At 70.5% G+C, this 24,237-nt stretch carries 19 protein-coding genes; 10 read left to right on the top strand and 9 right to left on the bottom strand.

Annotated elements, in window-relative coordinates; genetic code table 11:
• Nucleotides 1–53: 53 nt before the first annotated feature.
• The 4 genes from AC5L3X_RS08920 to nucS all read right to left on the bottom strand — a co-directional run bounded on the left by AC5L3X_RS08920 (nucleotide 54) and on the right by nucS (nucleotide 4,323).
• Nucleotides 54–596 carry a TetR/AcrR family transcriptional regulator gene (locus tag AC5L3X_RS08920; protein WP_494856276.1) on the bottom strand — a complete coding sequence of 181 codons (543 nt, stop codon included), beginning with the start codon at nucleotides 594–596 and terminating at the stop codon, nucleotides 54–56.
• 144 nt (nucleotides 597–740) lie between these two features.
• Nucleotides 741–2,213, bottom strand: coding sequence for an aldehyde dehydrogenase family protein (locus AC5L3X_RS08915; protein WP_494856275.1), 1,473 nt, complete (start codon nucleotides 2,211–2,213; stop codon nucleotides 741–743).
• 32 nt (nucleotides 2,214–2,245) lie between these two features.
• Nucleotides 2,246–3,556, bottom strand: a complete 1,311-nt coding sequence (locus AC5L3X_RS08910) for a carotenoid oxygenase family protein (RefSeq protein WP_494856274.1) — start codon at nucleotides 3,554–3,556, stop codon at nucleotides 2,246–2,248.
• Nucleotides 3,557–3,660: 104 nt separating this feature from the next.
• Nucleotides 3,661–4,323: an endonuclease NucS gene (gene nucS / locus AC5L3X_RS08905; protein WP_189126123.1), complete on the bottom strand. Its 663-nt coding sequence runs from the start codon at nucleotides 4,321–4,323 to the stop codon at nucleotides 3,661–3,663.
• 36 nt (nucleotides 4,324–4,359) lie between these two features.
• Here nucS and AC5L3X_RS08900 point away from each other — a divergent pair, with 36 nt between their 5' ends.
• From AC5L3X_RS08900 to AC5L3X_RS08875, 6 genes are all read left to right on the top strand, one after another.
• Nucleotides 4,360–5,817 carry a 3-hydroxyacyl-CoA dehydrogenase gene (locus tag AC5L3X_RS08900; RefSeq protein WP_494856272.1) on the top strand — a complete coding sequence of 486 codons (1,458 nt, stop codon included), beginning with the start codon at nucleotides 4,360–4,362 and terminating at the stop codon, nucleotides 5,815–5,817.
• Nucleotides 5,814–6,104: an Rv1322 family protein gene (locus tag AC5L3X_RS08895; RefSeq protein WP_494856271.1), complete on the top strand. Its 291-nt coding sequence runs from the start codon at nucleotides 5,814–5,816 to the stop codon at nucleotides 6,102–6,104. Before AC5L3X_RS08900 ends, AC5L3X_RS08895 begins: the two co-directional genes overlap by 4 nt.
• A gap of 18 nt (nucleotides 6,105–6,122) precedes the next feature.
• Nucleotides 6,123–6,827, top strand: coding sequence for an alpha/beta hydrolase (locus AC5L3X_RS08890; RefSeq protein WP_189126126.1), 705 nt, complete (start codon nucleotides 6,123–6,125; stop codon nucleotides 6,825–6,827).
• A gap of 384 nt (nucleotides 6,828–7,211) precedes the next feature.
• Nucleotides 7,212–13,448 carry an RHS repeat domain-containing protein gene (locus tag AC5L3X_RS08885; protein ID WP_494856270.1) on the top strand — a complete coding sequence of 2,079 codons (6,237 nt, stop codon included), beginning with the start codon at nucleotides 7,212–7,214 and terminating at the stop codon, nucleotides 13,446–13,448.
• A gap of 127 nt (nucleotides 13,449–13,575) precedes the next feature.
• On the top strand, nucleotides 13,576–14,340 hold the full coding sequence (locus tag AC5L3X_RS08880) for an SDR family NAD(P)-dependent oxidoreductase (protein ID WP_494856268.1): 765 nt from the start codon (nucleotides 13,576–13,578) through the stop codon (nucleotides 14,338–14,340).
• Between the two features lie 103 nt (nucleotides 14,341–14,443).
• Nucleotides 14,444–15,238 carry an alpha/beta fold hydrolase gene (locus AC5L3X_RS08875; protein ID WP_225263510.1) on the top strand — a complete coding sequence of 265 codons (795 nt, stop codon included), beginning with the start codon at nucleotides 14,444–14,446 and terminating at the stop codon, nucleotides 15,236–15,238.
• Here AC5L3X_RS08875 and AC5L3X_RS08870 read toward each other — a convergent pair.
• From AC5L3X_RS08870 to mce, 3 genes are all read right to left on the bottom strand, one after another.
• Nucleotides 15,198–16,373 (bottom strand): AI-2E family transporter, encoded by a 1,176-nt coding sequence (locus tag AC5L3X_RS08870; protein WP_494856267.1) that lies wholly within the window; start codon nucleotides 16,371–16,373, stop codon nucleotides 15,198–15,200. The two genes, AC5L3X_RS08875 and AC5L3X_RS08870, sit on opposite strands and share 41 nt — an antisense overlap.
• Nucleotides 16,374–16,567: 194 nt before the next feature.
• Nucleotides 16,568–17,854 (bottom strand): DivIVA domain-containing protein, encoded by a 1,287-nt coding sequence (locus AC5L3X_RS08865; protein WP_494856266.1) that lies wholly within the window; start codon nucleotides 17,852–17,854, stop codon nucleotides 16,568–16,570.
• A gap of 183 nt (nucleotides 17,855–18,037) precedes the next feature.
• Nucleotides 18,038–18,469, bottom strand: coding sequence for a methylmalonyl-CoA epimerase (gene mce, locus AC5L3X_RS08860; RefSeq protein ID WP_189126131.1), 432 nt, complete (start codon nucleotides 18,467–18,469; stop codon nucleotides 18,038–18,040).
• 81 nt (nucleotides 18,470–18,550) lie between these two features.
• Here mce and AC5L3X_RS08855 point away from each other — a divergent pair, with 81 nt between their 5' ends.
• A complete protein-coding gene (locus AC5L3X_RS08855) occupies nucleotides 18,551–19,735 on the top strand; it encodes an acetyl-CoA C-acetyltransferase (RefSeq protein ID WP_189126132.1) in 1,185 nt (394 codons plus the stop codon).
• Between the two features lie 59 nt (nucleotides 19,736–19,794).
• Here AC5L3X_RS08855 and AC5L3X_RS08850 read toward each other — a convergent pair whose 3' ends face one another.
• A complete protein-coding gene (locus tag AC5L3X_RS08850; protein WP_189126133.1) occupies nucleotides 19,795–20,466 on the bottom strand; it encodes a DUF4230 domain-containing protein in 672 nt (223 codons plus the stop codon).
• Nucleotides 20,467–20,494: 28 nt separating this feature from the next.
• Nucleotides 20,495–21,835: a hypothetical protein gene (locus AC5L3X_RS08845; RefSeq protein ID WP_189126134.1), complete on the bottom strand. Its 1,341-nt coding sequence runs from the start codon at nucleotides 21,833–21,835 to the stop codon at nucleotides 20,495–20,497.
• Nucleotides 21,836–22,076: 241 nt separating this feature from the next.
• On the opposite strand from AC5L3X_RS08845, the gene AC5L3X_RS08840 reads away from it, so the two are divergent.
• Genes AC5L3X_RS08840 through AC5L3X_RS08830 form a run of 3 tightly spaced genes read left to right on the top strand, consistent with a single transcriptional unit; the run spans nucleotide 22,077 to nucleotide 24,180 of the window.
• A complete protein-coding gene (locus AC5L3X_RS08840) occupies nucleotides 22,077–22,619 on the top strand; it encodes a MarR family winged helix-turn-helix transcriptional regulator (RefSeq protein ID WP_189126135.1) in 543 nt (180 codons plus the stop codon).
• Entirely contained in the window at nucleotides 22,603–23,541 is a 939-nt protein-coding gene (locus tag AC5L3X_RS08835; protein WP_494856265.1) for a tetratricopeptide repeat protein, read from the top strand. Before AC5L3X_RS08840 ends, AC5L3X_RS08835 begins: the two co-directional genes overlap by 17 nt.
• A 9-nt stretch (nucleotides 23,542–23,550) precedes the next feature.
• Complete coding sequence (locus tag AC5L3X_RS08830) at nucleotides 23,551–24,180, top strand: cytidylate kinase-like family protein (protein WP_494856264.1); 630 nt, start codon at nucleotides 23,551–23,553, stop codon at nucleotides 24,178–24,180.
• Nucleotides 24,181–24,237: the final 57 nt, after the last annotated feature.

Raw genomic sequence — 24,237 nt, 5'->3', positions numbered from 1 at the left:
GCGGATTATTGACGTGTCATTCCCTCAGAAAATCACTATGTGTGATCGCCATCTCACGGTGGCCCGAGCGACCGCCCGAAGATGTGCACGGCCACGCCGACCAGATCCTCGATCTCCGGCGGGTCGTCCGCCAGCAGCCATTCGATGAGCAACTCCTGAAGTGCCCCAATTGCCCCGAGAGCTACCAGCCGCAGGTTCACCGTGCCTGCGGGTGGGAAATCGGCTGAGGCGTTCTCCATGAGTTGGGCGAAGGACTTGATCGCGCGCTGTCGTGAGTGCGTCAGGACGTCACCCGACCTGCGCACCTCCAGGTGCATGATGCGGGCGCGACGCCAGTCGGCCGTCGCGAATCCGATATAGGCTCGGATGCCCGCCTCGACGCGCCCGGCCAGGGTGCCGGGCGCCTCCTCCAATGCCTTGGCGACCACGGAGAGACTTTCCTCGATGCACCGCTCGTGCAGTGCCTGAAGGAGTTCCTCCCGGCCGCCGAAACATTCGTAGAAGGCGCGGTTGGAGATCCGCGCCTCGGAGCACAACCTTTCGATCGTCGTAGCCGCGAAACCTGGCTTCGCGTATAGCGTGTAGGCGGCTGTCATCAGCCGCTCCCGTCTGTCTGCCAGCCTTTGCTCGGCCGACATTCCCCGGTAAGACCGGTTCACATTCCACCCGTCCAACATGATCGTGGCCCCCAGAGCACACAATTATGGACGGATGATCCGTTTTGGGAAAGAGCGTGTGGTTTACCTCTTGCGTCGTCCATGCAAGAAGGTGATGAGGCTGATCAGTCGCTCAATCTCATCGGCCCCCCGGGCGAACGAAGTGAGATTCATTCCCGGCATCGGGAAGCGTTGGCGGGAGATGGCCTTGGGCCTGGCGAACTCCCTGAGACCGTCGGCTCCGTGGATGCGCCCGAAGCCCGAGTCGCCGACGCCGCCGAACGGCAGTGAGGGCACCCCGGCGAATGAGATGACCGAATTGATGGCCGTCATCCCTGACCGCATCATGCGGGCCAGCTCCATCGCCCGGCGCGGGGTGCCGGAGAAGATGGTGCCCGCCAGCCCGTAGGCCGAGGCGTTGGCCAGCTCCAGCGCCTCGTGGACGTCGCTGGTGCGCCGCACGGTGATGGTCGGGCCGAACGTCTCCTCGCGCACCGCGGGGGAGTCCTCGGGCACGTCCTCGACGATCACCGGGTCGACATACGGGGGCCGGACCGAGTCGGGGCCGCCGGTCACCACTTTTCCGGCCTTGGTGGCGTCGTCGATGTGCCGCTTGATGATGTCCAGCTGCCCCGGCATGGTGATCGGACCGTACTGGTCGCCGGCCTTGATCGTGGACACCCGGTCGGACAACTCGCGCATGAAGCCGTCGTAGACCGCGTCGACCACGTAGACCCGCTCCACGCCCACACAGGTCTGCCCGGCGTTGGACATCGCGCCCCACAGGCAGGCGTCGGCGGCGGCCCGCAGGTCGGCGTCGGCGTCGACGATGAACGCGTCCTTGCCGCCGCACTCGGCCACGATCGGGGTGAGATTCTCGGCGCAGGCCGCCATCACCCGCTTGGCCGTCGCGGTCGACCCGGTGAACGCCACCTTCTTGACGCGGGGATCGGCGGCGAGCGCCGCGCCCGTCTCGCCGAGTCCGGTCACCGTCTGGAACACCGGCTGCTCCGGCACCGCCTCGCCGAACAGCTCCGCCAGCCGTACGCCGACCCCGGGTGTGAGCTCGGACGGCTTGAACACGACCGCGTTGCCCGCGGCGAGCGCGTAGGCGATCGAGCCCATCGGCGTGAAGACGGGGTAGTTCCACGGCCCGATCACACCGACGACGCCCAGCGGCAGGTACTCGAGCGTGGCCGACAGGTTGAGGCCGATCATGCCGGTCGACACCTTGCGCCGGCCCAGAACCTTCTGCGCGTTGCGGGCGGCCCAGTCGATGTGCGTGATCGCCAGCACGATCTCGAGCGTGGCGTCGCCCACCGGCTTGCCCGTCTCCTTGTGCACCAGGGCGGCCAGCTCCCTGATGTGCTGGGCGATGATCGCCTTGTAGTCGAGCAGCCGCCGCCTGCGCTCGGCCGGGGACAGCCCCGACCACCAGGTGGCGGCCTGCTCGGCCCGCCCGACCGCCTCGTGCACCGCGTCGGCCGTCTGCTTCGGATGGCTGCCGACGATCTCGCCGGTCGCCGGATTGAGTGAGTCGAAGGTCAGCGTCGTCATGGCGTCACGATAGACCTGTAAGCTGACGCTTACTAGGGGGCGGTCTGGTCCTCGAACCACGATCCGTGGAAGCCTGCCGGGACACGGCGCGGCAGCCGTACCGAGGCCACCTCCGAAAGGTCGCTCGCGTCGAGCACCAGCAGCCGGGAGGCGTCGCCGGAGGTGACCACGGACAGCAGCCAGCCGTCGTCCTCGCCCTCGGCGCCGGGCGCCGGCGCGAAGACCGCCTCGCCCGTGTGGCCGCCGGTCGGGTGCGTGAGGCAGGCGCCGGAGCGCTGGTCGTACTTGACCACTGCCTGGTCGCTCACCATGTAGAGGTAGCGGCTGATGCGGCCCAGCAGGCCGTCGTTGAACGTGGGGAACTCGACCGGCCGGTCGTCCAGCGACTCGTCCACGACCTTGCCCGTCGCCGGGTCGAGCGTCCAGCGGTGCAGCACGCTGTCGAACATGGTGGCCGCCTGTCCGGCGGGGTCCTGCGCGCCGCTGATGCGATCCCACAGCGTGCCGAAGTTCTGGCCGGCGTAGCGGGCGGCGTTCAGCACGATCCGTCCCTCCGCGTCCTCCCACGCGTTGCCGACGTGGAAGACGTAGCACGGGTCGATCTCGAACCAGCGCGTCGGCCCGCCCGCCCTCGGCGTCACACCGATGCGCGCACCGTAGGACTCCCGCCAGGCGTAGGGCATCGCGCCGCGCTTGAGGTCGAAGACCACGGGCAGGTCCAGCCAGATCAGGTATTGCTCGGTGACCGCGAAGTCGTGCATCATCGTCGACTCGGCGACCTCGATCTCCCGGCTCTCCACCAGCTCACCGCCCGCGGACACGCGGTGGTAGGTGACGAACGGCGGGAAGAAGCCGTAGCCGAAGAAGTGCAGCTCACCGGTGACCGGATCCTGCTTGGGGTGCGCGGTCATGGCCGTGGTCAGCCGTCCGCCGAAGTCGCACGGGCCCACCGTGGCGAGCTCCGGCGTCACCTCGTACGGCAGGCCGTTCTCGACCAGGGCGAGGATGCGCTCGCCGTGCCTGATGACGTGGGTGTTGGCCGTGACGGCCGCCAGGTCGAGCCCCTGGTCGCCGAGGAACGGGGCGTTGTCGGTGAACTTCTTGGTGCGGATCCAGCGGTTGCGATACCACTCGGCGCGGCCCTCGTTGAGCCGGATCCCGTGGATCATGCCGTGACCGGCGAACCAGTGACCGGGATTCTCGCCCGGCCGTGGGTTGGGCCCGTTGCGGAAGTAGCGGCCGGCCAGCTCGGGCGGTAGCGCGCCGGTGACGGGCAGGTCGTGGGCCTCGGTCTCGTCGGGGACGGGCGCCAGGGTGCCGCTCAGGTAGTAGGGGGTGGTCATGGCAACACTCCAATCGTGATATGTCGAACGTAGAACTTCTACGTAAGACCTGTCAATGTTGGAATATCGGACATGACCGCGGGAGCGGCCGTACGGACGGGACGTCAGAAGAGCGTGGGGTTCTCCGGCTCGATGCCGCGCAGCGCGGCGTAGTCGAGGGTGACGCAGTCGATGCCGCGGTCGGCGGCCAGCACCCGGGCCTGCGGCTTGATCTCCTGGGCGGCGAACACCCCGCGCACCGGGGAGAGCAGCGGATCGCGGTTGAGCAGCTCCAGATAGCGGGTGAGCTGCTCGACCCCGTCGATCTCGCCGCGCCGCTTGATCTCGACCGCCACGGTCGCGCCGCCCGCGTCGCGGCACAGGATGTCGACCGGGCCGATCGCCGTCATGAACTCGCGGCGGATCAGGGAGTAGCCGGGACCCAGCGTGGTGATGTGCTCGGCGAGCAGCTCCTGCAGGTGGGCCTCGACGCCGTCCTTGATCAGGCCGGGGTCGACGCCCAGCTCGTGGCTGGAGTCGTGCAGGATCTCGTCCATGGTCAGCACGAGCTTCTCGCCCGTCTTGCCATGGGTGACCGTCCAGGTCGCGCCGTCCTCCTTGAGCTTGCACGGAGGATTCATCCAGTTGAGCGGTTTGAAGGCGCGGTCGTCGGCGTGGATCGACACGCTGCCGTCGGCCTTGATGAGGACCAGCCTTGGCGCCATCGGCAGATGTGCCGTGAGCCGTCCGATGTAATCCACGCTGCATCGCGCAATGACCAGCCGCATGACGGTCCACCCTACCGGCTCTGGAAAACTGGACACATGGTGTTTGAAATGGTGGGAGTGGTCGGGCTCGGCACGATGGGCGCCGGCATCGCGGAGGTCTTCGCGCGGGCGGGGTTGCGGGTGATCGGTGTGGAGGCCGATCCCGAGGCGCTGGCCAGAGGGCGCGGCCATCTCGAACGCTCCACCGGCCGCGCGGTCGACCGGGGCAAGCTGACCGGCGGCGAGCGCGACGAGATCCTCGGCCGCATCACGCTCACCACCTCGCGCGACGACCTGCGCGACGCCGACCTCGTGGTGGAGGCGATCCCCGAGATCCTCGACTACAAGGTGTCGCTGCTGGAGGATCTCGACCGCATCTGCAAGCCGGAGACCGTGCTGGCCACCAACACCTCCTCGCTGTCGGTCACCGCCGTCGCCGCCGCGACGGGGCGTCCCGGCCGGGTGGTCGGCATGCACTTCTTCAACCCGGCGCCCGTGATGAGGCTGGTCGAGGTCGTGGGCACCGTGGTGACCGAGCCCTCGGTGGTCGCCGGCATCACCGAGCTGTCCGTACGGCTCGGCAAGACCCCCGTGACGGTGGGCGACCGGGCCGGGTTCGTGGTCAACCGGCTGCTCCTGCCCTACCTCAACCACGCCGCCGTGCTGCTCGACCTGGGCCTGGCCGGGCGCGACGAGATCGACACGGCCATGCGACTCGGCGTGGGCCTGCCCATGGGGCCGTTCGCGCTGCTCGACCTGATCGGGCTGGACACCGCCTACGAGATCATGGGCGTGCTGTTCGACGAGACCCGCGACCGTCGCCACGCGCCGGCGCCGGTGCTGCGCGAGCTGGTCACCGCCGGGCTGCTCGGCCGCAAGACCGGCCGCGGCTTCCACGGCTTGCACGGCGACGAGACCGCGCCGCGCGAGCCGGAGCGGGTCGCCGGCGTCACCTTCGGCGTCGCCGGCGACGACACCTCCTCGATCGCCGAGGCGCTGGCCAAGGCGGGGTTCGCCGAGTCGGACGATCCCGACGTGCTGCTCCGGCTCTCCGACCGGCCGGTGGTCGAGCACGCCGTACGCGTGCGCCGCCCCTCCTCGCTGGTGGGCGTCCACCCCGTCGGCGACCAGGTGGCCGAGCTGGCCGCCACGGTGCTCACCTCGCCCGAGGCCGCCCGTGCCGCCGCCGGCCTGATGGCGGCCATCGGACGCACCCCGGTGCCGTGCAAGGACCGGGCCGGGTTCGTCGTCGACGCGCTGCTCTACCCCTACCTGAACGACGCGGTCCGGATGTACGACTCGGGCTACGCCTCGATCGCGGACATCGATGCCGCCATGCGTCTTGGCTGCGGTTACCCGGCGGGGCCGTTCGAGATGATCGAGTCACTGGGCCTGGCCCGGGTCCGCGACGGGCTGCGCGCGCTCTACGCCGAGCACCGCGAGCCCGCCTACGCCCCGGCTCCGCTGCTCGACCAGCTGGTCACCGCCGGCATGACGGCCTTCCCCCGGCCATGAGCCCTCGTCGCGCCCGTCGCAGGGAGTCCTCACGCCCTGTCGCCTTCCCCCGGAGCACCGACCAGGTCGAGGAATGGCCGGACGGCGAGTGGAAGGTGCGCATGCTTACGGGCGCGACCTCGGGCAAGAGCTACCGATGTCCTGGCTGCGACCAGGAGATCGCGGCCAGCCAGCCACATCTGGTCTGCTGGCCCAACTGGGCCGGCGGCGACGAGGAGCGCCGCCACTGGCACCGGGCCTGCTGGCACAAGAGGCTTGACCGCGGCCCCGGCCGCAGCCGTTACTGACGACCGAAAGGACCCCCCGTGGAGATTCGCGCGGCGACGGTGCTGCCCGCCCATCGCGAGCCGATCGAGCTGCACACCGGCGACGGCCTGACCCTGGTCGGCGAGCTGGCTCGACCCCTCGACCGGCCGCCGGTGGCCACGCTGGTCACCCTGCACCCGCTGCCCACCCACGGCGGCTTCATGGACAGCCACGTCTACAAGAAGGCCGCCAACCGGCTGCCCGCCCTCGCGGACCTGGCGGTGCTCCGCTTCAACACCCGCGGCACGTCGTCCGACCGGGGCACGTCGCAGGGCGAGTTCGACAAGGGGGAGGGCGAGCGCTTCGACGTGGCGGCCGCCCTGGAGTACGCCGAGTTCCACGACCTGCCGCACATCTGGGTGGTGGGCTGGTCCTTCGGCACCGAGCTGGCCCTGAAGTGGGCGCACGACCCGGTGGTGCAGGGCGCCATCCTGCTGTCGCCGCCGTTGCACCGGGCCACCGACGACGACCTCGACGCCTGGGCGCGCTTCGGCCGGCCGCTGGTGGCGCTGGTGCCGGAGCTCGACGACTACCTGCGGCCCGAGGAGGCCCGGCGGCGGTTCGCGCGGGTGCCGCAGGCCGAGGTCATCGGGGTCGACGGGGCCAAGCACCTGTGGGTGGGGGAGCCGTCAGTGCGCGTGGTCCTGAACGAGATCGTCAAGCGGGTCAACCCGGGCGCGTACCCGCTGCCGACCGAGGTCTGACCTTCCGGCGAAGATCTTCTCTCGCCTCGTACGTGATCACTGGCGTTTTTCTCCAGGGTGGTTAGGTTTCTGGTGAAATCTGCCGTTTGGATATGGACGGATGGCTTTGCCAGAGTCACAATCCGAGTGTCAAGTGAAGATCGTGGAGACGCCGGAGTGGCCGCTGAGTCTGGCATCCATGTCTACGGGGACTTCTCACCATCACGTGGAACGCGGCCGGCCCCTCGCGGGCGGGCCGCTTCGAGCATGCGGGCGCCTTCACCGGCCACCGGCCAGGGACCGTTGACGCCGCCCGCGCCCACGGCGGCGTGATCAGCGCCGCGCAGATCCTCCAGCCAGCCGCCCGGTTACCCCCCTCCACTGATCCGTGAGGTTCGCATGGATGTGCCGACCGAGTTAGACCTGCCGGAATCCCACTGGAATCGTTTTCAGGAGCAGCCGCTGCGCAAGTCGCCGTGGCCCCGATGGCTGACCACGCTGCTCGCCGTCGTCGTCGTCCTCCCCCTGGCCCCCGCCGTGCCCGCGAGTGCCGCGCCGGCCGCCGCTCCGGCCGTGCAGAAGGAGACGCCGGTCCGCGGCAAGCCGGTCCCGGTGCTGCCCCGGGAGGCCGATCCGGCCCGGGAACAGGCGTGGAAGGCTCCACCGGGCGTCGGCTGGCCGAAGCCGCAGACGGTCGAGCTCTCGACGAGCGGCGACGCCCGTACCCTGGCGGCCGGCTTCCCGGTCCGCGTCGCCGAGGCGAAGGCGTCGGCGAAGAAGCCGGCGGGCGAGTCCGCTGAGGCGCCGGCATCCGCGCCCGAGCGGGTCCGCGTCGAGCTGCTCGACGCCGCGCCGACCGGCCGGCTGGGCCTCGCCCTGCGGCTGACCCCCGGCCAGGGAATCACGGCCACCAGCGGCAGGACCCGCGTCCAGATCGACTACTCCAGCTTCCGGCACGCCTTCGGCGGCGACTACGGCGCCCGGCTCCGGCTGGTACGGCTCGACGAGTGCGCCCTGAACGCCGCCGCGGCGGCCCCGGGCACCGCCTGCCCGCTGCCCGTGCCGGTGCCCGGTGAGAACGACGCCAAGGCCGGCACCCTGACCGCCGACGTCGAGTTGCCCGCGCTGTACGCGCTGGCCGCCGCGCCCTCGGGACCGTCGGGCGACCACGCGGCCACCTCGCTCAGCCCCTCCGCCGACTGGAGCGTCGGCACCCAGTCGGGCGACTTCAGCTGGTCGTACGGCCTGCGCTCGCCGCCCGCACTGGGCGACGACGCGCCGGAGATGTCGCTCGCCTACTCCTCCCAGAGCGTGGACGGCCGTACCGCGTCCACCAACAACCAGTCGTCCTGGGCCGGAGAGGGCTTCGAGCTGAGCCCCGGCGGCTACATCGAGCGCCGCTACAAGTCGTGCATGCTCGACGGCAAGAAGACCGGCGACCTGTGCTGGGACCAGGAGAACGCGACCCTGGCCCTCGGCAACTCGTCCGTCGAACTGGTCAAGGACGCCACGACCAAGCAGTGGCGGCCCAAGCGTGACGACGGCACCCGGGTCGAATACCTCAAGGGAGCCGTCAACGGCGACAACGACGGCGAGTACTGGCGGGTCACCGACGAGGAGGGCGTCCAGTACACCTTCGGCCTGGGCCGTCTGCCCGGCTGGGCCACCGGCAAGCCGGAGACCAAGTCGGTCTGGACGGTGCCGGTGTTCGGCAACAACAGCGGTGAGCCCTGCTACAAGAGCGACCGGACCGCCGCCTGGTGCCAGCAGGCCTACCGGTGGAACCTCGACCTCGCGGTCGACACCCACGGCAACGCCACCACCTACTGGTACGCGACCGAGACCAACCACTACGGCCGCGACATGAAGCCCGAGCAGGGCACCGAGTACGTCCGCGGCGGCTACCTGGCCCGGATCGACTACGGCTACCTGCAGGGTGAGCTGTTCACCAGGTCGCCCGCGGCCCGTGTCCTGTTCGACACGGCCGAGCGGTGCGTCCCGAGCGGAACCGTCACCTGCGCGCCCGACCAGCTCAAGAAGGAGACCGCGAGCCACTGGCCGGATGTCCCCTTTGACCAGATCTGCAACTCCGGGGAGAAGTGCACCGACCGGCTGTCGCCGACGTTCTTCACCCGCAAGCGGCTGGCCAAGGTCACCACCCAGGTGCTCAACGCCTCCGGCCAGCACTACGCGGTGGACTCCTGGACGCTGACGCACTCGTTCCCCGCGACGGGCGACGGGCTCAGCCCCTCGCTGTGGCTGGCGTCCATCCAGCAGACCGGCCACGTGGGCGGCACCATCTCGTTGCCCGCCATCACGTTCGCCGGGGTTCAGCTGCCCAACCGGGTCGACTCGGACGAGGGCCGCGCGCCGCTGATCAAGTGGCGGGTCCAGGCGGTGAACAACGAGAGCGGCGGGCAGCTCCGGGTCAACTACGCCCCCGCCGAGTGCCGGCCGGGGCAGCTGCCGGCCGCCGACCGCAACACGCGGCGCTGCTTCCCGCAACGGTGGGCGCCGGCGGACGAGCCCGAGGTCACGGACTGGTTCCACAAGTACGTGGTGGCCCAGACGCTGGAGATCGACCGGGTCGCCGGGTCGCCGACGGTGGTCACCGACTACGAGTATCTCGACGGCGCGGCCTGGCACTACGCCGACAACATCCTGGTCAAGCCCGAGCACCGCACCTGGGCTGACTGGCGTGGCTTCGGCCGGGTCCGGGTCCGCGAGGGCGACGGGCAGGACGGCAGGCGCCAGCTCACGGAGTTCAGGTACTTCCGGGGCATGCACGGCGACCGCCTGGCCGACGGCACCAAACGCAGCGCCCAGGTCGAGGACAGCGAGGGCCGCAAGCTCGACGACCACGACCAGCTGAGCGGCTTCGAACGGGAGGAGATTCTCTACGACGGAGACGGCGGCGCGATCGCGACCGCGACGACCGAGGAGCCGTGGTCGCTCAAGACCGCCGAGTCCACGCAGGGCGGCGTCACCAAGGCCGCGCACATCGTCCAGGCCAAGTCCATGGTGACCCGCACCGCGCTGAACGGCGGCACCTGGCGGCGCACCGGGGAGGAGCGGGCCTTCGACCAGTACGGCCTCCTCACCCAGGTCGACGACAAGGGTGACCTGGCGACCGCCGCCGACGACCAGTGCACGCGCTACACCTACGCCCGCGACGCGGCGAACTGGCTGCTCGACTACACCAGCAGGATCCACAAGGTCGCCGCCGGATGCGGCACCGGCGTGGCCACGCTGGCCGCCGACGACGTGCTGTCCGACGAGCGGGTGCACTACGACGGCCGGGCGTACGGGCAGGCGCCGGTCAAGGGCGACGTCACCACCGTCCAGGAGGTCGTGTCCGGAGACGGCGCGACCGTCAACGACGCCGTTCGCACGTACGACGCGTACGGGCGGATGACCAGCGAGACCGACTCGGTCGGCACCAAGGTCACCATCGCCTACACGCCGGCGTCCGGCGCCCCGGTGACCGAGGTCAAGGAGACCAACCCCCTCGGCCACGAGGAGCGTACGTTCGTCGAGCCGGCCTGGGGCGAGCCCGTGGCCGAGATCGACGCCAACAACCGGCGCACCGACATGGAGCACGACGCGCTCGGCCGCCTGGTCAAGGTGTGGCAGAGCGACCGCAGCAAGGCGGCCGGTCAGTCGCCCAACACGGAATACTCCTACCTGACCCGCGACAACGGCCCGAGCGTCGTCACCACCAAGACCCTGGGGACGGATGGCACCTACACGACCAGCCACGAGCTGTACGACGGCCTGCTGCGCCCCCGCCAGACCCAGGAGCCCGCGCCCCGAGACGACCAGGCACAGGATCCGGCGCTGCGCGACGGGCGCACGATCACCGACACCTTCTACAACTCCTTCGGGGCGGTGACCAAGGCCAACGGCGGCTACTTCAGCACCGGCGTGCCGGGCACCGATCTGCTCGGGGTGGCCGACACCGACGTCCCGAGCCAGCTCGCCTCGGTCTACGACGGGACCGGCGAGCTGTCCGCCCAGGTGCTGCTGGCCAAGGGCGTGGAGAAGTGGCGCGCCTCGGCCACCCACAAGGGCGACCGGATCGACGTGACGCCCCCGCCCGGAGGCACGGCCACCACCAGCATCGGCGACGCCGAGGACCGGCTGGTCGAGCTGCGCCAGTACAAGGGGGCCACCCCGACCGGCGAGTACGAGGCGACCAAGTACGCCTACGACGCGGCGGGCCGGCTGGCCAGCGTGACCGACCACGCGGGCAACGTGTGGCGCTACCACTACGACCTGCGCGGCCGGGAGATCAGGACCGAGGACCCGGACAAGGGCGTCACGACCTTCACCTACAACGACGCCGACGAGATCGCCACCACCACCGACGCCAGGGGCAAGACCCTGGCCTACGTCTACGACGAGCTGGGCCGCAAGCGGGAGCTGCGCGAGGGCTCCACGACCGGCCCGCTGCTGGCGGAATGGAAGTACGACGCGCTGGCCAAGGGGCACCAGAACGCCAGCATCCGCTACGTGGACGGCCAGGCGTACAAGGCGGAGATCAACGCGATCGACGTCGAGTACCGCACCCTGCGGCAGACCGTCACCGTGCCGGCGCGCGAGGGCAAGCTGGCCGGCTCGTACGTGCTCAACACCCGCTACACCACCGACGACCAGGTCCAGTCCATCAGCTTCCCGGCCGCGGGCGGGCTGGAGGCGGAGTCGGTCGTCTACTCCTATGACGGGCTCAGCCAGCCGACCAAGGTGACGGGCCTGTCGTCGTACGTCACGGCGACCCGCTACTCCAAGATGGGCGAGACGCTCCAGCACGAGCTGAGCACCGGCGGCAAGAAGGCCTGGCTCACCTACACCCACGACGAGACCACCCGCAGGCTGACCCGGAGCAGGCTGGACCGCGACGGCGCCGCGTCGAGCGACCTGGATCTCAACTACACCTACGACCCGGTGGGCAACATCAGCAAGATCAGGGACCTGGCCGGCGGGCAGTCCAGGGACACCCAGTGCTTCACCTATGACCATCTGCGCCGCCTGACCTCGGCGTGGACGGCCACCGACGACTGCGCGAGCGGCACGCCGCGGTCGGACAAGATCGGCGGTGTCGCGCCGTACGCGACGAGCTACGCCTACGACTCCACCGGCAACCGGACGAAGGAGACCAAGCACGCGTTCGGCGGCAACGCGGAGTCGGTCCGCTCCTACACCTATCCCGCGGCCGGGGCCAAGCAGCCGCACGCCGTGCGGTCGGCGGGCACCGACACCTTCGCCTACGACGAGGCCGGCAACACCATCAGGCGCAAGGTCGGCAGCACCGACCAGACCCTGGTCTGGGACGCCGAGGGCAACCTCCAGTCGGTGACCGAGGCGGGCAAGGTCACCTCCTTCCTGTACGACGCCGACGGCGACCGGCTGCTCCGCAGGACACCGACGGACGCCACGCTCTACATCGACGACATGGAGCTGCGCCTCGACCTGGCCAAGAACGTCGTCGAGGGCACCCGCTACTACACCATCGGCGGCCAGCCGGTGGCGGTGCGCACGTCGGACAACCAGGTGTACTTCCTGGCCGCCGACCACCTGGGCACCGCGCAGGCCGCGGTCAAGGCCGCCAGCGGAGAGGTGGCCCTGCGCCGGACGACGCCGTTCGGCGAGGATCGAGGAGCGCCACCACCGTGGTGGCCCGGGCAGCGCGGGTTCGTCGGAGGCGGGCAGGACCCGTCGACCGGGCTCGTCCACCTCGGCGCCCGCGAGTACGACACGAAGAACGGGCGGTTCCTGTCCGTCGACCCCGTGATCGCCGAGAACGATCCGCAGCAGCTCAACGGCTACGCCTACGCCAACAACAGCCCGGTCACGATGAGCGACGCCGATGGGCAGCTCGTCTGGTTCGTCGTCGGCATCGCGGCCAGGATCGCGGCGCAGGCCATCGCCAGAAGGATCGCCCTGGCCGCGGCCAGGCGCGCCGCCATCGCGCTGGCCAGGAAGCGCGCCGCCGAGCTGGCCAGGAGGCAGGCCGCGGAGCTGGCCAAGAGAAGGGCCGCGGCGGCGGCCAAGAAGAAGGCGCTGGAGAAGGCCAAGAAGAAGGCAGCCGAGCTGGCCAGGCGGAAGAAGGCGGCGGAGGCGAAGAAGGCGGCGGAGGCCAAGCGCAGGAAGGCCGCAGCCGAGGCGGCCAAGCGCAGGGCGGCCAAGACGCGTCGCCAGATACAGAAGGCCAGCAAGCGGCAGAGGAAGGCCGCCGAGAGGTCTCGCAGCAGACGCGCGAGCAGCGCTCCGGCCAGGGGCGCCCGGCAGCGGCCGGCCCAGCGGCCGACCAGCCAGCGGGCGACCCAGCGGGAGTCCCCGCCCAAGGCCGGTCGCGCACCCGTCAGGGAAGGACAGGTCTACAGCATCAACGGCCAGGTCCAGCAGACCAGGTCCGTCACCATCTACCGCGACGGCCGGTTGTACCCGGAGGGCCGGCCACCTGATTTCCTGCGCGGCTCGGGGCGTCCCAACGGCACGGGCCAGGGCCCGAGAATGGAGTCGAGACAGGGCGAGGTGGAACCTCCAATGACGAGAACGGGCGCCAAGGCCGAGGTAGGAGTGCGCGTCACCCGCTGGATCGACCAGAGCGGACTGGACGACCTCATCCACATCTTCTTCTGACCGCCAGAGGCTTCTGACCGTAGCGGCGCGGGGCCGGTGTGCCCCGCGCCGTTCGTCGGTGCGGGGCATGGCGTCGAGGGCGCACAAGTCCATAGAATCTCGTTCGGTTCTAGCTGGAGGAGGCACCGTGGGCGCGTTCGATCTCAGCGGGAAGAAGGCCTTGGTCACCGGGGCGTCGAGGGGGATCGGGCGGGCCATCGCGCTCGCCTACGCCGAGGCGGGAGCCGATGTGGCGCTCGTGTCGCGCTCGGCCGCGACACTGGCCGAGGTGGCCAAGGAGGTCGAGGCCCACGGGCGGGAGGCCGTGGTGATCCCGGCGGACCTCACCGACCGCGACGAGGCCGCCGGCGCCGTCCACGGGGCGATCGACGCGCTGGGCCGGCTCGACATCGTGGTCAACAACGCCGGCGGGTCCAACTTCCTGGTCGAGTTCAAGGACCTGCGCCTGTCGGGGTGGGACAAGCTGATGCGGCTCAACCTCGACTCCGCCATGGCCGTGTGCCACGCGGTCGCCCCGCACCTGCTCGAAAGGGGGTCCGGGTCCGTGATCAACGTCGCTTCGGCGGCGGCGCTGGGCGCGCCGTTCCTGGCCCCCTACGCGGCGGCCAAGGCGGGCGTGGTCGCGCTGACCAAATCGCTGGCCGTGGAGTGGGCGCGATCTGGTGTCCGGGTCAACGCGCTGTGCCCCGGCTGGACGGCCACCGATCTCAACCGCAACCTCTGGGAGGACGAGACGGCCGGCGCGGCGACCATCGCCGGGGTGCCCATGCACCGGTGGGGCACGGCCGAGGAGATGGCCCATCCGGCCGTCTTCCTGGCCGCGCCCGCGTCGGCGTACATGACCGGGCAGGTGCTCTTCGTCGACGGAGGGATGACGGCCACCGCCCAATGACCTCGGACGGGAGGCGTTCTCCGGAAAACCGGTCGCCGCTATGGGGGTATATCGGCATACGTCGTGGAGTGATTGTCACGAGGATCAGGGCTACCGTGTGGTCGTGCAGCTTTACACGAGATCAGCCGGGACCGGACTCCCGGTCGTACTGCTCCACGCGTTCCCGCTCTCCTCGGCCATGTGGCTGGCGCAACGAGAGGGGCTGGCCGGATCGTGCCGGGTGATCACTCCTGACCTGCGCGGCTTCGGAGGGTCGCGGCTGGGTGATGACGAGCCGTCCGTCGACCTGATGGCGGACGACGTCGCCAGGCTGCTCGACGCCGAGGGCATCGACAGGGCCGTGGTCGGCGGGCTGTCGATGGGCGGCTACGTCACGATGGCGTTCTGCCGCCGCCACCCCGAGCGCCTGCTGGGCGTGATCCTGGCCGACACCAAGGCCGGGCCCGACCCGCAGCCCGCCCGCGACAACCGCGAGCGCATCGCGCGGGCCGTTCTGTCCGACGGCAGCGACGTGCTGCTCGCCGAGGTGCTGCCGGCGCTCATCGGGCCGACCACCAAGGAGCGCCGGGCGATGGTGTTCGGGCGGGTCAAGGGCCTCGTGCAGTCGGCGCCGCCGGGCGCCGTCGCCTGGGCGCAGCGGGCCATGGCGGGCCGCCCCGACTCCTTCGACACGCTGGCCGCGCTGGAGGTGCCGCTGCTGGTCGTCGTGGGCGAGGAGGACGAGCTGGCGACACCGGCCGACGCCGAGGCGATGGCGCGGGCCGCGTCCGACGGCAGGCTGGAGATCATCCCGAAGGCCGGTCACCTGAGCGCGGTCGAGCAGCCCGAGGCGTTCAACGCGGCGGTGGCGGAGTTTCTCAGCACCGGGCTTGCCGAGGAAGCACGATCTCCCGGATGACCAGCGCGATGGCGGCCGCCACCGGGATGGCGACCAGAGCGCCCACGATGCCGAGCAGAGCCCCGCCGAAGAGCGCGGCGATGACCGTCACCGCCGGTGTCACGTCCACCGAGCGCTTCATCACCCGCGGGTAGATCAGGTAGTTCTCGATCTGCTGGTAGATCAGGAAGAAGACCGCACAGGCCACGCCCACCTGCCACGACTCCAGCAACGCCACGCCCGTGACGAGCACGGCCCCGATGGTCGCGCCCACCAGCGGGATCAGGTCCGTCAGGGCGACCACCAGGGCCAGCGCCAGCGCGTACTTCACCCCGATGAGCGACAGGAAGATCCAGGCCAGCACGCCCGCGATGACCGAGATGAGCACGCTGCCGGCGACGTAGCCGCCGATGCCGTTGAGCACCTCCTCGGCGATCGCGCCGGTCCGCCCGCGCCGCGAGGCCGGGACCAGCCTGAGCAGATAGTCCTTGATCGTGTGCAGCGAGCCGAGGAAGTACAGCATGAGCACCAGCAGCGTCACCGTGGTGAAGGCGCCGTCGAGCACCACCAGCCCGGCGCCCACGACGCCCGAGGCCAGCGCCGGCCCCAGCGTGCCGGTGACGAACGCGGCCACCTTCGGCAGGATCTGATACTCGGCGTCCAGCCGGCGGAGCGTCGGATGGTTGCTCAGCTCGGTGACGTAGCCGGGCACGGCGGCCACGAACTCAGCCAGCTGCTGGCTCACCGGCGGCACCACGGCCAGCCCGAACAGCACGAACGCCAGGATGACCCCGGCGAACACGATCGAGATCGCGCCGCGCCTGCCCAGCCGGCGCCGCTGCAGCGCCTCCACGGCCGGGTTCAACCCGACGGCCAGGAACATCGCCACCACGACCAGGATGATCACGTGCAGCGAGGCGACGACCATCTGCGCGATCGCGATCGCGGTCAGCACCCCGAGCCCGCCGACCAGCCCGAACAGGAACGGGCCGCGTGCCAGCGGCTTGCCGGGCAGTCCGTACGGCGCGGCGTCGGCGCTGCCACCCAGAGGAACGGCATCGGTGGTGTCACCCGGAGAGGCGGCGCCCGGCGCCGGAGCCTGCTCCGGCACCGGGGGCCGGTCCTGAGCGGGCACGGGGTCGGCTTCTGCGGACACGGGGGACTCCTGATGACTCGGGGGGTGGAAACCGCGGCGGAGCCGCGACGGTAGCCGGAGGCAAGGGCCGAAGTGGGGGCAGGAACCCCGACGAGAACGCCCTGAGCCGCCGCAACAGAAGGAGAGCCTAGCGACCATCAAGGTCACCAGGCTCTCCTCAGCCGTCTGTCAGCCCCCGTGTAGTGGCCTCCTGACTACTCCTGCCACCATTCGGCGTCGTCCTCGGCCTTGGTCTCAGGCTTGGCGGCGGGCGCCGGCGCGATCGGCTTGTCGTTGGCGGGTGCGGCGATCGCCGGCTTCGGCGGGGCCGCGGCCACGGCGGGCTCGGGCTCCATGCCCGGCAGCGCGGCGCCACCGAGCAGCTGGCGCAGCTGCGCGAGGTGGCTGGTGATGCTGTCGCGCTGGCGGGTGAGCTCGTCGACCTGGCGCTGCATCGAGGAGCGGGTGCGCTCCGCGTCGTTCTTCGCCTCGGTCACTATGGTCTCGGCGCTCGACTTGGCCTCGGCCACGATCTGCTCGGAGTTCTTGCGTGCGTTGGCGACCAGCTGCTTGGCGTGCAGATCGGCCTCGCGGCGGGTCTGGTCGGCCTGCTGGGTGGCCTTCGTGGCCCGCGACTCGGCGGTCGCGGCGCGCTGCTCGGCCTCGGCGACCAGCTTCTGGGTCGCGGCCTGCGCGCTGGCGTGGCGATCGGCCTCCTGGCGCTCCGCCTCCTCGCGCCGGGACGCCAGCTGGATCTCGAACTCGGCCTCGTCCTGCGCCCGCTTGGCCTCGGACTCCTCCAGCACCCGCTGAGCCTGCGCCCGCATCTCGTCGGCCTGGCGCTTGGCGGTGGTCAGCACCTCGTCGCGCTCGCGCTTGGTCGAGGCCCGTAGCTGGGCGACCTCGCGCTCGGTCGTCGTGCGCAGCTTGGCGATCTCGCGCTCGGCGTCGGCCCGCTTCTCGGCCACCTCGTGGTCGGCGGTGGCGCGGAGCTTGGCCACCTCGCGCTCGGTGGTGTTGGTCAGCTCGTCGGCCTCGCGGCGCGCCGTGGAGCGGATCTCCTCGGCGTCACGCTCGGCGCTGGTGCGCATCTCGTCGCTCTCGCGCGTGGCCTGCGCCCGCTTGTCGGCCGCCTCGGCCTCGGCCGCCGCCCGCAGGTCCGCCGCCTCGACCTTGGCCGCGGCCTTGATCTCGTTGGCCTCTGACCTGGCGGCCTGGACGAGCTCGGTGGCCTGCTCCTCGGCGAGCCGCAGCAGTTGCTCGATGCGGGCGCCCAGACCGGAGTAGGTGGGGCGCTCCTGCTCCTGGAGCTGGCGCTGCGAGTCGGACAGGTCGCGCTGCAGGCCGGTGACCTGCTCGCGAGCCGTTCGTAGCTCGCCGTCGAGCTGCTTCAAATGATCATGGACCTGGTGGCGGTCATAACCACGGAGCACCACGTCGAACTCGCGTGCGGGGGCGTCCTCGAAGAAGTTGTTGAGTTGGGCGTCGATGTCGGACTGCATGGAGGCTCGATCCTGGGTTGTCGAGACGGCTACACGGGCCGGACGGGGGGTTCGGGGCATCCGAGCCAGGAGCCTGTGCCTCGCGGCAGGCCCCTTGTCCGGTGGAAAGCCAGCGTACTCCGCTGATGCCGACTCCGAGGCCCCGTCCAACTTTCTGCGTGACTAGTTACATATGAACGATTTTTAGGTTTGTGCGGGCCGGGCCGCCTGGACCAGCTCCGTAAGCATTCCTCCCACGTCCTTGGGGTGCAGAAACGCGATCTCCGACCCCATCGACCCGTGTCGCGGGCGCTCGTCGAGGAGCCTCACGCCCTTTGCCCCGATCTGATCCATCGCCGCGGCGACGTCGGGCACTCCGAAGGCCACGTGGTGCACGCCCTCGCCCCGCTTGGCGAGGAACTTGCCCACCGGGGAGTCCTCCGACAGGGGTTCGAGCAACTGGATGTAGGAGCCGCCGCCCTCGCCGTCGGCGATGTGCAGCATGGCCTCCTTGACGCCCTGCTCCTCGTTCACCTCGCGGGCCACCACGGTCAGATCGAACGTTCCAGAGAACAGTTCGATCTTCTCCTCCAGGTCGTGACAGGCGATTCCGATGTGGTCGATACGCATGAACATGGGTGGCCTACCTCCACTGCTAACGTCCTTTTACACGTAGGTATGGTGTCAAAGAATCCCTCGTGGGCACAGGAGGCCGCCATGTCTGGTTCCGTCATCGTCGCAGGGGCACGCACCCCGATCGGCAAACTGCTCGGCGCCCTGTCCGGGCTGCAGGCCGTCGACCTGGGCGGCATCGCCATCAAGGCGGCCCTGGACCGTGCCGGGGTCGCGCCCGAGGCCGTCGAGTACGTGATCATGGGCCAGGTGCTGCAGGCGGGGGCGGGCCAGATCCCCTCGCGCCAGGCGGCGGTCAAGGCCGGCATCCCGATGACGGTCCCCTCGATCACCATCAACAAGGTGTGCCTGTCCGGTCTCGACGCCATCGCCCTGGCCGACCAGCTCATCCGCGCCGGCGAGTTCGACATCGTGGTGGCCGGCGGCATGGAGTCGATGACCAACGCGCCGCACCTGCTGCCCGGCCTGCGCAAGGGCGTCAAGTACGGCGGCAGCGACGTGGTCGACTCGATGGCCCACGATGGCCTGTTCTGCGCCTTCGACCAGTGCGCGATGGGCGAGTCGACCGAGAGCCACAACGCCCGCCTCGGCATCGGCCGCGAGGAGCAGGACGCCGTGTCGGCCCGCTCCCACCAGCTGGCCGCGGCGGCCATCAAGAACGGCGCCTTCGAGGACGAGATCGTGCCGGTGGAGATCCCGCAGCGGCGCGGCGAGCCGCTGGTCGTCAAGGAGGACGAGGGCGTGCGGGGCGACACCACCGTGGAGACCCTCGCCAGGCTGCGGCCCGCGTTCGCGGCCGACGGCACCATCACGGCCGGGTCCGCCTCGCAGATCTCCGACGGCGCCTGCGCGGTCGTCGTCATGTCCAAGGCCAAGGCTGAGGAACTGGGCCTGTCCTGGCTGGCGGAGATCGGCAGGCACGGCAACGTCGCCGGCCCCGACGCCTCGCTGCAGTCGCAGCCGGCCAACGCCATCAAGCACGCCCTGGGCAAGCAGGGGCTCGCGGCCGGCGACCTCGACCTGGTCGAGATCAACGAGGCGTTCGCCAGCGTGGTGGTCCAGTCGGCCAAGGAGCTCGGCCTGCCGCTCGACAAGGTGAACGTCAACGGCGGCGGCATCGCGCTCGGCCACCCGATCGGCGCCTCCGGCGCGCGGATCGTCCTCACGCTGGCGTACGAGCTGAAGCGCAGGGGCGGCGGCCTGGGCGCGGCCGCCCTGTGCGGCGGCGGCGGCCAGGGAGACGCCCTGATCATCTCCGTCCCGGCCTGAGCCGACGCCCGGCACCCCGGGCACCTCCGGGACCCGGGGACCTCGGGGGACCTCGGGCGTCAGGGCTCGTCGGTGAACTTCACCGTCACCTTGTCGAACCCGAGCGACTTGAGCAGCCCTTCGAGCATGGCCTTGGTGTTGGCGTCGGCCCTCGCCCGCAGGTCGCTGGCGGCGGCCGCCTCGGCGATCTTCTTCTCCGCCAGCACGTACAGCTCCCGCTGGTCACCGGGGGAGGACGACAGGAAGCCCTCCACCCGGTCGAGCAGCCCGCGCTGCTGCGCGAAGACGTAGGAGCGCCGGTTGTCCAGGTTGGGCTTCTCGAGCTGCGCGCGGGGGAGCCGGACCGTGGCCTCGGTGCGCTCGGCGTTGACCGTCACCGCGCCGGCCGCCAGCGTCGAGAAGTCGACATAGGCGTCCACGCCGCCCGCGCCCACGAAGAGGGTGCGGGTGCCCTTGACCGCGTCGGGCAGGAAGGTGGCGTCCTTCTCCAGGTCCACCACGACCTGGAAGTTGCCGGTGGCCGCCTCGAACCGGCTCAGGTCCTTGATCGACTGCAGGAGCACCGGCTGGCTCCGGTCGACCGTCTCCTCACCGAAGGGATCGAGCCAGCTCCAGGCCAGGCGTCCGCCCACCACCAGCAGGATCGCCACGACGAGGAACCCGGCCAGATATCGCCACGCACGGCGCCGTCGGGGAGTCTCCGCCGCCGGCTCCGTCTGGAATGTCTTCATGCGGTGTTGACTACCCGAGCATGGATCATCATTGCCAGCCATTTGGTGACATCTGTGGGCCCCAGGCCGGCGAGGGATTGGCGCTGGGGGCGGGATAGACGGGATAGACCGGTGAGGAGCCGACCGCTGACGCGGGCGTGGGCGTCTGGGCCGGGCCGCCGCCGAAGTGGGTGCTCGACAGCTTGCATGACTGGAAGTCGCTGTAGAACATGCGCAGCCACTCGCGCCTCTGGTGCTCGCTCAGCCCCGAGAACCAGGCGGCGGCGTACTGGTGCTCGGCCAGCGGACCGCCCGGCAGCGGCTCGCCGCGCAGCCAGGCCATCACGATCTCGCGGTAGCCGTCGGCCGGGGTGCCGGGGCAGCGGGTGGCCAGCGACTCGACGTACTCGTAGGACGCCTGGTCGGCGAAGCCGGCAGACAGGTCGGGCACGTGGATCGGCGCCAGACCGGCGGACGGCCTGAGGCTCTCCTCCAGGGGCCGCTGCTCCACCCGGGTGAACGCGGCGGGGGTGCCCGCCAGCCGGGAGGCGATCTTGGTGAAGGTGGCGCCCAGCTCGGTGAGGCCGCTGCGCATCCCCGGGTGCAGGCAGACCGTGATCGGCCAGTCCTGGCAGCTGTAGGCGATCTCCTGCGCGGCCGCCGGCTTGGGCTCGCCCAGCAGCCGCGCCACACCCGTGCCCGCCGCCAGCACGGCCAGCAGCGCGCAGGCCAGCACCAGTGGCCGCCTGGTCACCAGCGCCGTCCAGCCGAGCAGCAGCGCCGCCGTGACGCCGAGCAGCCAGATCGTCTGGTTGAGGAACGCGGCGCCGCTCAGCCCCTGGAAAAGGTCGTACGGCTCACCCGTGCCCGGAGCCAGCCGGTCGGCCCAGCCGCGTCCATCGGCGAACCAGGTGAACAGGGCGTAGCAGCCCAGCCCGGCGAGCGGCGGCGTGACGGCCCGGGGCGCCAGCCAGCCGGCGACCCACCCGATCACCGAGTAGAGCGCCAGCCCCGCCATGCCGACGCCCAGCCCCGACAGGCTGAGCCGGCCCGACTGGTCGGTGAGCACGGTCTTGACGGCCAGCACCAGCACCGTCGCGGCGAACGAGCCGAGCACCACCAGCACGATGGCCAGCGGCGCCTTGAGCGCGCGCCACGCCGTCAGGCAGCGGTCTCCCAGCGCCCTGCGCTTGCGCAGGGCCACCCATGCGGCGAAGGCGGCCGCCACGGGCCCGGTCAGCCGGAGCGATCCGATCACCGCGGCCACGATGTTCTCCCAGGCGTCGACGCCCGGTATCAGGACACTCCACGCCGCGACCAGGCCGAGAGCCAGGAGCACGGCGACCGTGACGGCCGCGCTCTGCTTCAGTTCCTCGCGAGAGACACTCACGTGTTCAGGCACGCGTTACCCCGTTGACGTTCATCAAGCACCCCCGTGCCCTGTTGGTAAAGCGGAAACGATCAGTCCGGGCAGGTCCCCACCGCCGGTGAACTTGGCTTCCGCGTCACCTTTCGATGCGAGAACCATAACTGAGCGTGATGTTTCACGTCCGCATTCTTGGTCAAGCGGCGAATCCGATCGCATAGAGTAACCAGTCCAAACGGGACGAGCAGCGCGCTACGGTAGCGCTGTGTCGACGCCGAAGCCTCTCAACCTGCCGTTCGATCCCATCGACCGCGCTGCTCAGACCTGGCGTGCCCGCTTCGGACCCGCTTCCGCGATGGCCGCCGTCACCTCGATCATGAGAGCGCATCAGATCCTGCTGTCGCAACTTGACTCGCTCCTGAAGCCGTACGACTTGACCTTCGCCAGGTACGAGGCTCTCGTGTTGTTGACCTTCAGCAGAACCGGAGCGCTCCCGCTGTCGAAGATCGGGGAGCGGCTCATGGTGCATCCGACGAGCGTCACCAACACGGTCGACCGGCTCGAACGCTCGGGGCTGGTGCGCCGGCTGCCCAATCCGCGCGACGGACGCGGCGTGCTCGCCGAGATCACCGACGCCGGTCGCGACGCCGTACGGCAGGCGACGGACGACCTGATGGCCGCCGATTTCGGGCTCACCATGTACGACGAGGACGAGCTGCGGCGGATGTTCGACCAGTTGCGCACACTACGGGTGGCGGCGGGCGACTTCACGATGCGGCAAGATGAGGAGCATGGCGGACTTCTCTAGGCCCGGATCGCTCTACGGAGCGATCGATCTGGGCGCCCGTAAGCAGGCACTGGAGGCGCAGGCCCGGCGTGAGAGCGGAGGGCCGCAGGCGGCCTCCTCGGCCTCGGTCGTCGACGTGACCGAGGAGACCTTCACGACCGATGTCATCGACCGGTCGATGACCGTGCCCGTCGTGCTCGACCTGTGGTCGCCGCGGGCGCCGGGCAGTGCCCAGCTCAGCCCCGTGCTCGAGAAGGTGCTCGGCGAGACCGGCGGCAGGGCCGTCCTCGCGAAGGTCAACGTCGACGCCAGCCCGCAGATCGCGCAGGCCCTGCGCGTGCAGGCGGTGCCGACCGTCCTGGCGATCTTCCAGGGGCAGGCCGTCACCGGCTTCCAGCAGGTGCTCCCCGAGCAGGAGGTGCGCCGCTGGCTCGACGAGCTGATGGCCGCGGTCGAGCAGTTCTACCAGGCCAACCCCGACGCCAGGCCTGCTCCGCAGGCCGGCGAGGAGGCGCCGCCCGAGGCTCCTCCGGCCGATCCCGACCTGGTGGCCGCCGAGCAGGCGATCGACCAGGGCGACCTCGACGCGGCCCAGGCCGCCTACGAGCGGCTGCTGGTCCGGGCGCCGGGCAACGAGGACGCCAAGATGGGCCTCGCGGGCGTCGGCCTGATCAAGCGCACCGCCGACGCCGACCCTGACGACGTGCAGAGGCGCCTCGCCGACCCGGCCGACCTCGACGCCCAGCTGCTCGCGGCCGACCTCGAGATGCTGTCCGGGGCCGTCGACGAGGCGTTCGACCGGATCGTGGCCGTGGTCAAGCGCACCTCGGGCGACGAGCGTGACAAGGCCAGGCGCCATCTGCTCGGCCTGTTCGACGCGCTTCCCGCCGAAGACCCGTCCTTGGCCAGAGCACGTAGAGCTTTGTCGAGCGCGCTGTTCTAACCTGGGAGCATGCGGGTCGTCACGATCTCCGCGACCTACGGCACGGCGGGCAGCCTCATCGGCCCCGCGGTCGCCGAGCGGCTCGGTGTGCCCTTTGTTGACCGGGCCATCCCGAGCGCGGTGGCCGAGGAGCTCGGCTGCTCGCTGGAGGAGGCGCTGGCCCATGACGACCGGGCCGAGCATGGCCTCGGCAGGCTGTTGTCCGGTGCGGTGCGGCTGCCGACGGTCACCTTCGGCGGCATCGACATGTACGTTCCGGGCGTGTTGCCGCACGCGCCCGAGGACTTCGTCCACCGCACCGAGCGCGTCCTCCGCGAGACCGCCCGCGTGCGGGGCGGTGTCTTCCTGGGCCGGGCCGGGGCCATCGTGCTGGCCGGCCATCCCGGCGCGCTGCATGTGAGACTCGACGCACCGCTGAAGCGCCGGGTGCTGCAGACGGCCACCCTGGGAGACCTCGGCGAGCGTGAGGCCCGCCGGCTCATCGAGGACAACGACCGCGCCCGCGCGGCCTACATGCGCCACTTCTACCGGGCCGACCCGACCGACTCGTGCCTCTATCACCTGGTCATCGACAGCACCTGCATTCCCGTCCCCACGTGCGTCGAGCTCATCACGACGGCGGCGGAGGCGCTGGGCTGACCGGATTCCCCCCTACGATAGGAGGACTTCTTGGTCAGGCCCGAAGGAGCGATTGAC

It is taken from the genome of Nonomuraea sp. CX421 (genome assembly GCF_059358955.1).
The sequence above is the reverse complement of the archived record's forward strand: the minus strand, read 5'-3'. Positions and strand labels throughout refer to the sequence as shown.

What these genes read in the sequence shown, in the direction of transcription:
- AC5L3X_RS08855 (WP_189126132.1), top strand. Translation starts at nt 18,551, where the DNA reads ATGTCTGGTTCCGTCATCGTCGCAGGGGCACGCACCCCGATCGGCAAA.
- AC5L3X_RS08920 (WP_494856276.1), bottom strand. Translation starts at nt 596, where the DNA reads ATGACAGCCGCCTACACGCTATACGCGAAGCCAGGTTTCGCGGCTACG.
- AC5L3X_RS08910 (WP_494856274.1), bottom strand. Translation starts at nt 3,556, where the DNA reads ATGACCACCCCCTACTACCTGAGCGGCACCCTGGCGCCCGTCCCCGAC.
- AC5L3X_RS08835 (WP_494856265.1), top strand. Translation starts at nt 22,603, where the DNA reads ATGGCGGACTTCTCTAGGCCCGGATCGCTCTACGGAGCGATCGATCTG.
- AC5L3X_RS08915 (WP_494856275.1), bottom strand. Translation starts at nt 2,213, where the DNA reads ATGACGACGCTGACCTTCGACTCACTCAATCCGGCGACCGGCGAGATC.
- AC5L3X_RS08830 (WP_494856264.1), top strand. Translation starts at nt 23,551, where the DNA reads ATGCGGGTCGTCACGATCTCCGCGACCTACGGCACGGCGGGCAGCCTC.
- nucS (WP_189126123.1), bottom strand. Translation starts at nt 4,323, where the DNA reads ATGCGGCTGGTCATTGCGCGATGCAGCGTGGATTACATCGGACGGCTC.
- AC5L3X_RS08850 (WP_189126133.1), bottom strand. Translation starts at nt 20,466, where the DNA reads ATGAAGACATTCCAGACGGAGCCGGCGGCGGAGACTCCCCGACGGCGC.
- AC5L3X_RS08895 (WP_494856271.1), top strand. Translation starts at nt 5,814, where the DNA reads ATGAGCCCTCGTCGCGCCCGTCGCAGGGAGTCCTCACGCCCTGTCGCC.
- AC5L3X_RS08865 (WP_494856266.1), bottom strand. Translation starts at nt 17,854, where the DNA reads ATGCAGTCCGACATCGACGCCCAACTCAACAACTTCTTCGAGGACGCC.
- mce (WP_189126131.1), bottom strand. Translation starts at nt 18,469, where the DNA reads ATGTTCATGCGTATCGACCACATCGGAATCGCCTGTCACGACCTGGAG.
- AC5L3X_RS08900 (WP_494856272.1), top strand. Translation starts at nt 4,360, where the DNA reads ATGGTGTTTGAAATGGTGGGAGTGGTCGGGCTCGGCACGATGGGCGCC.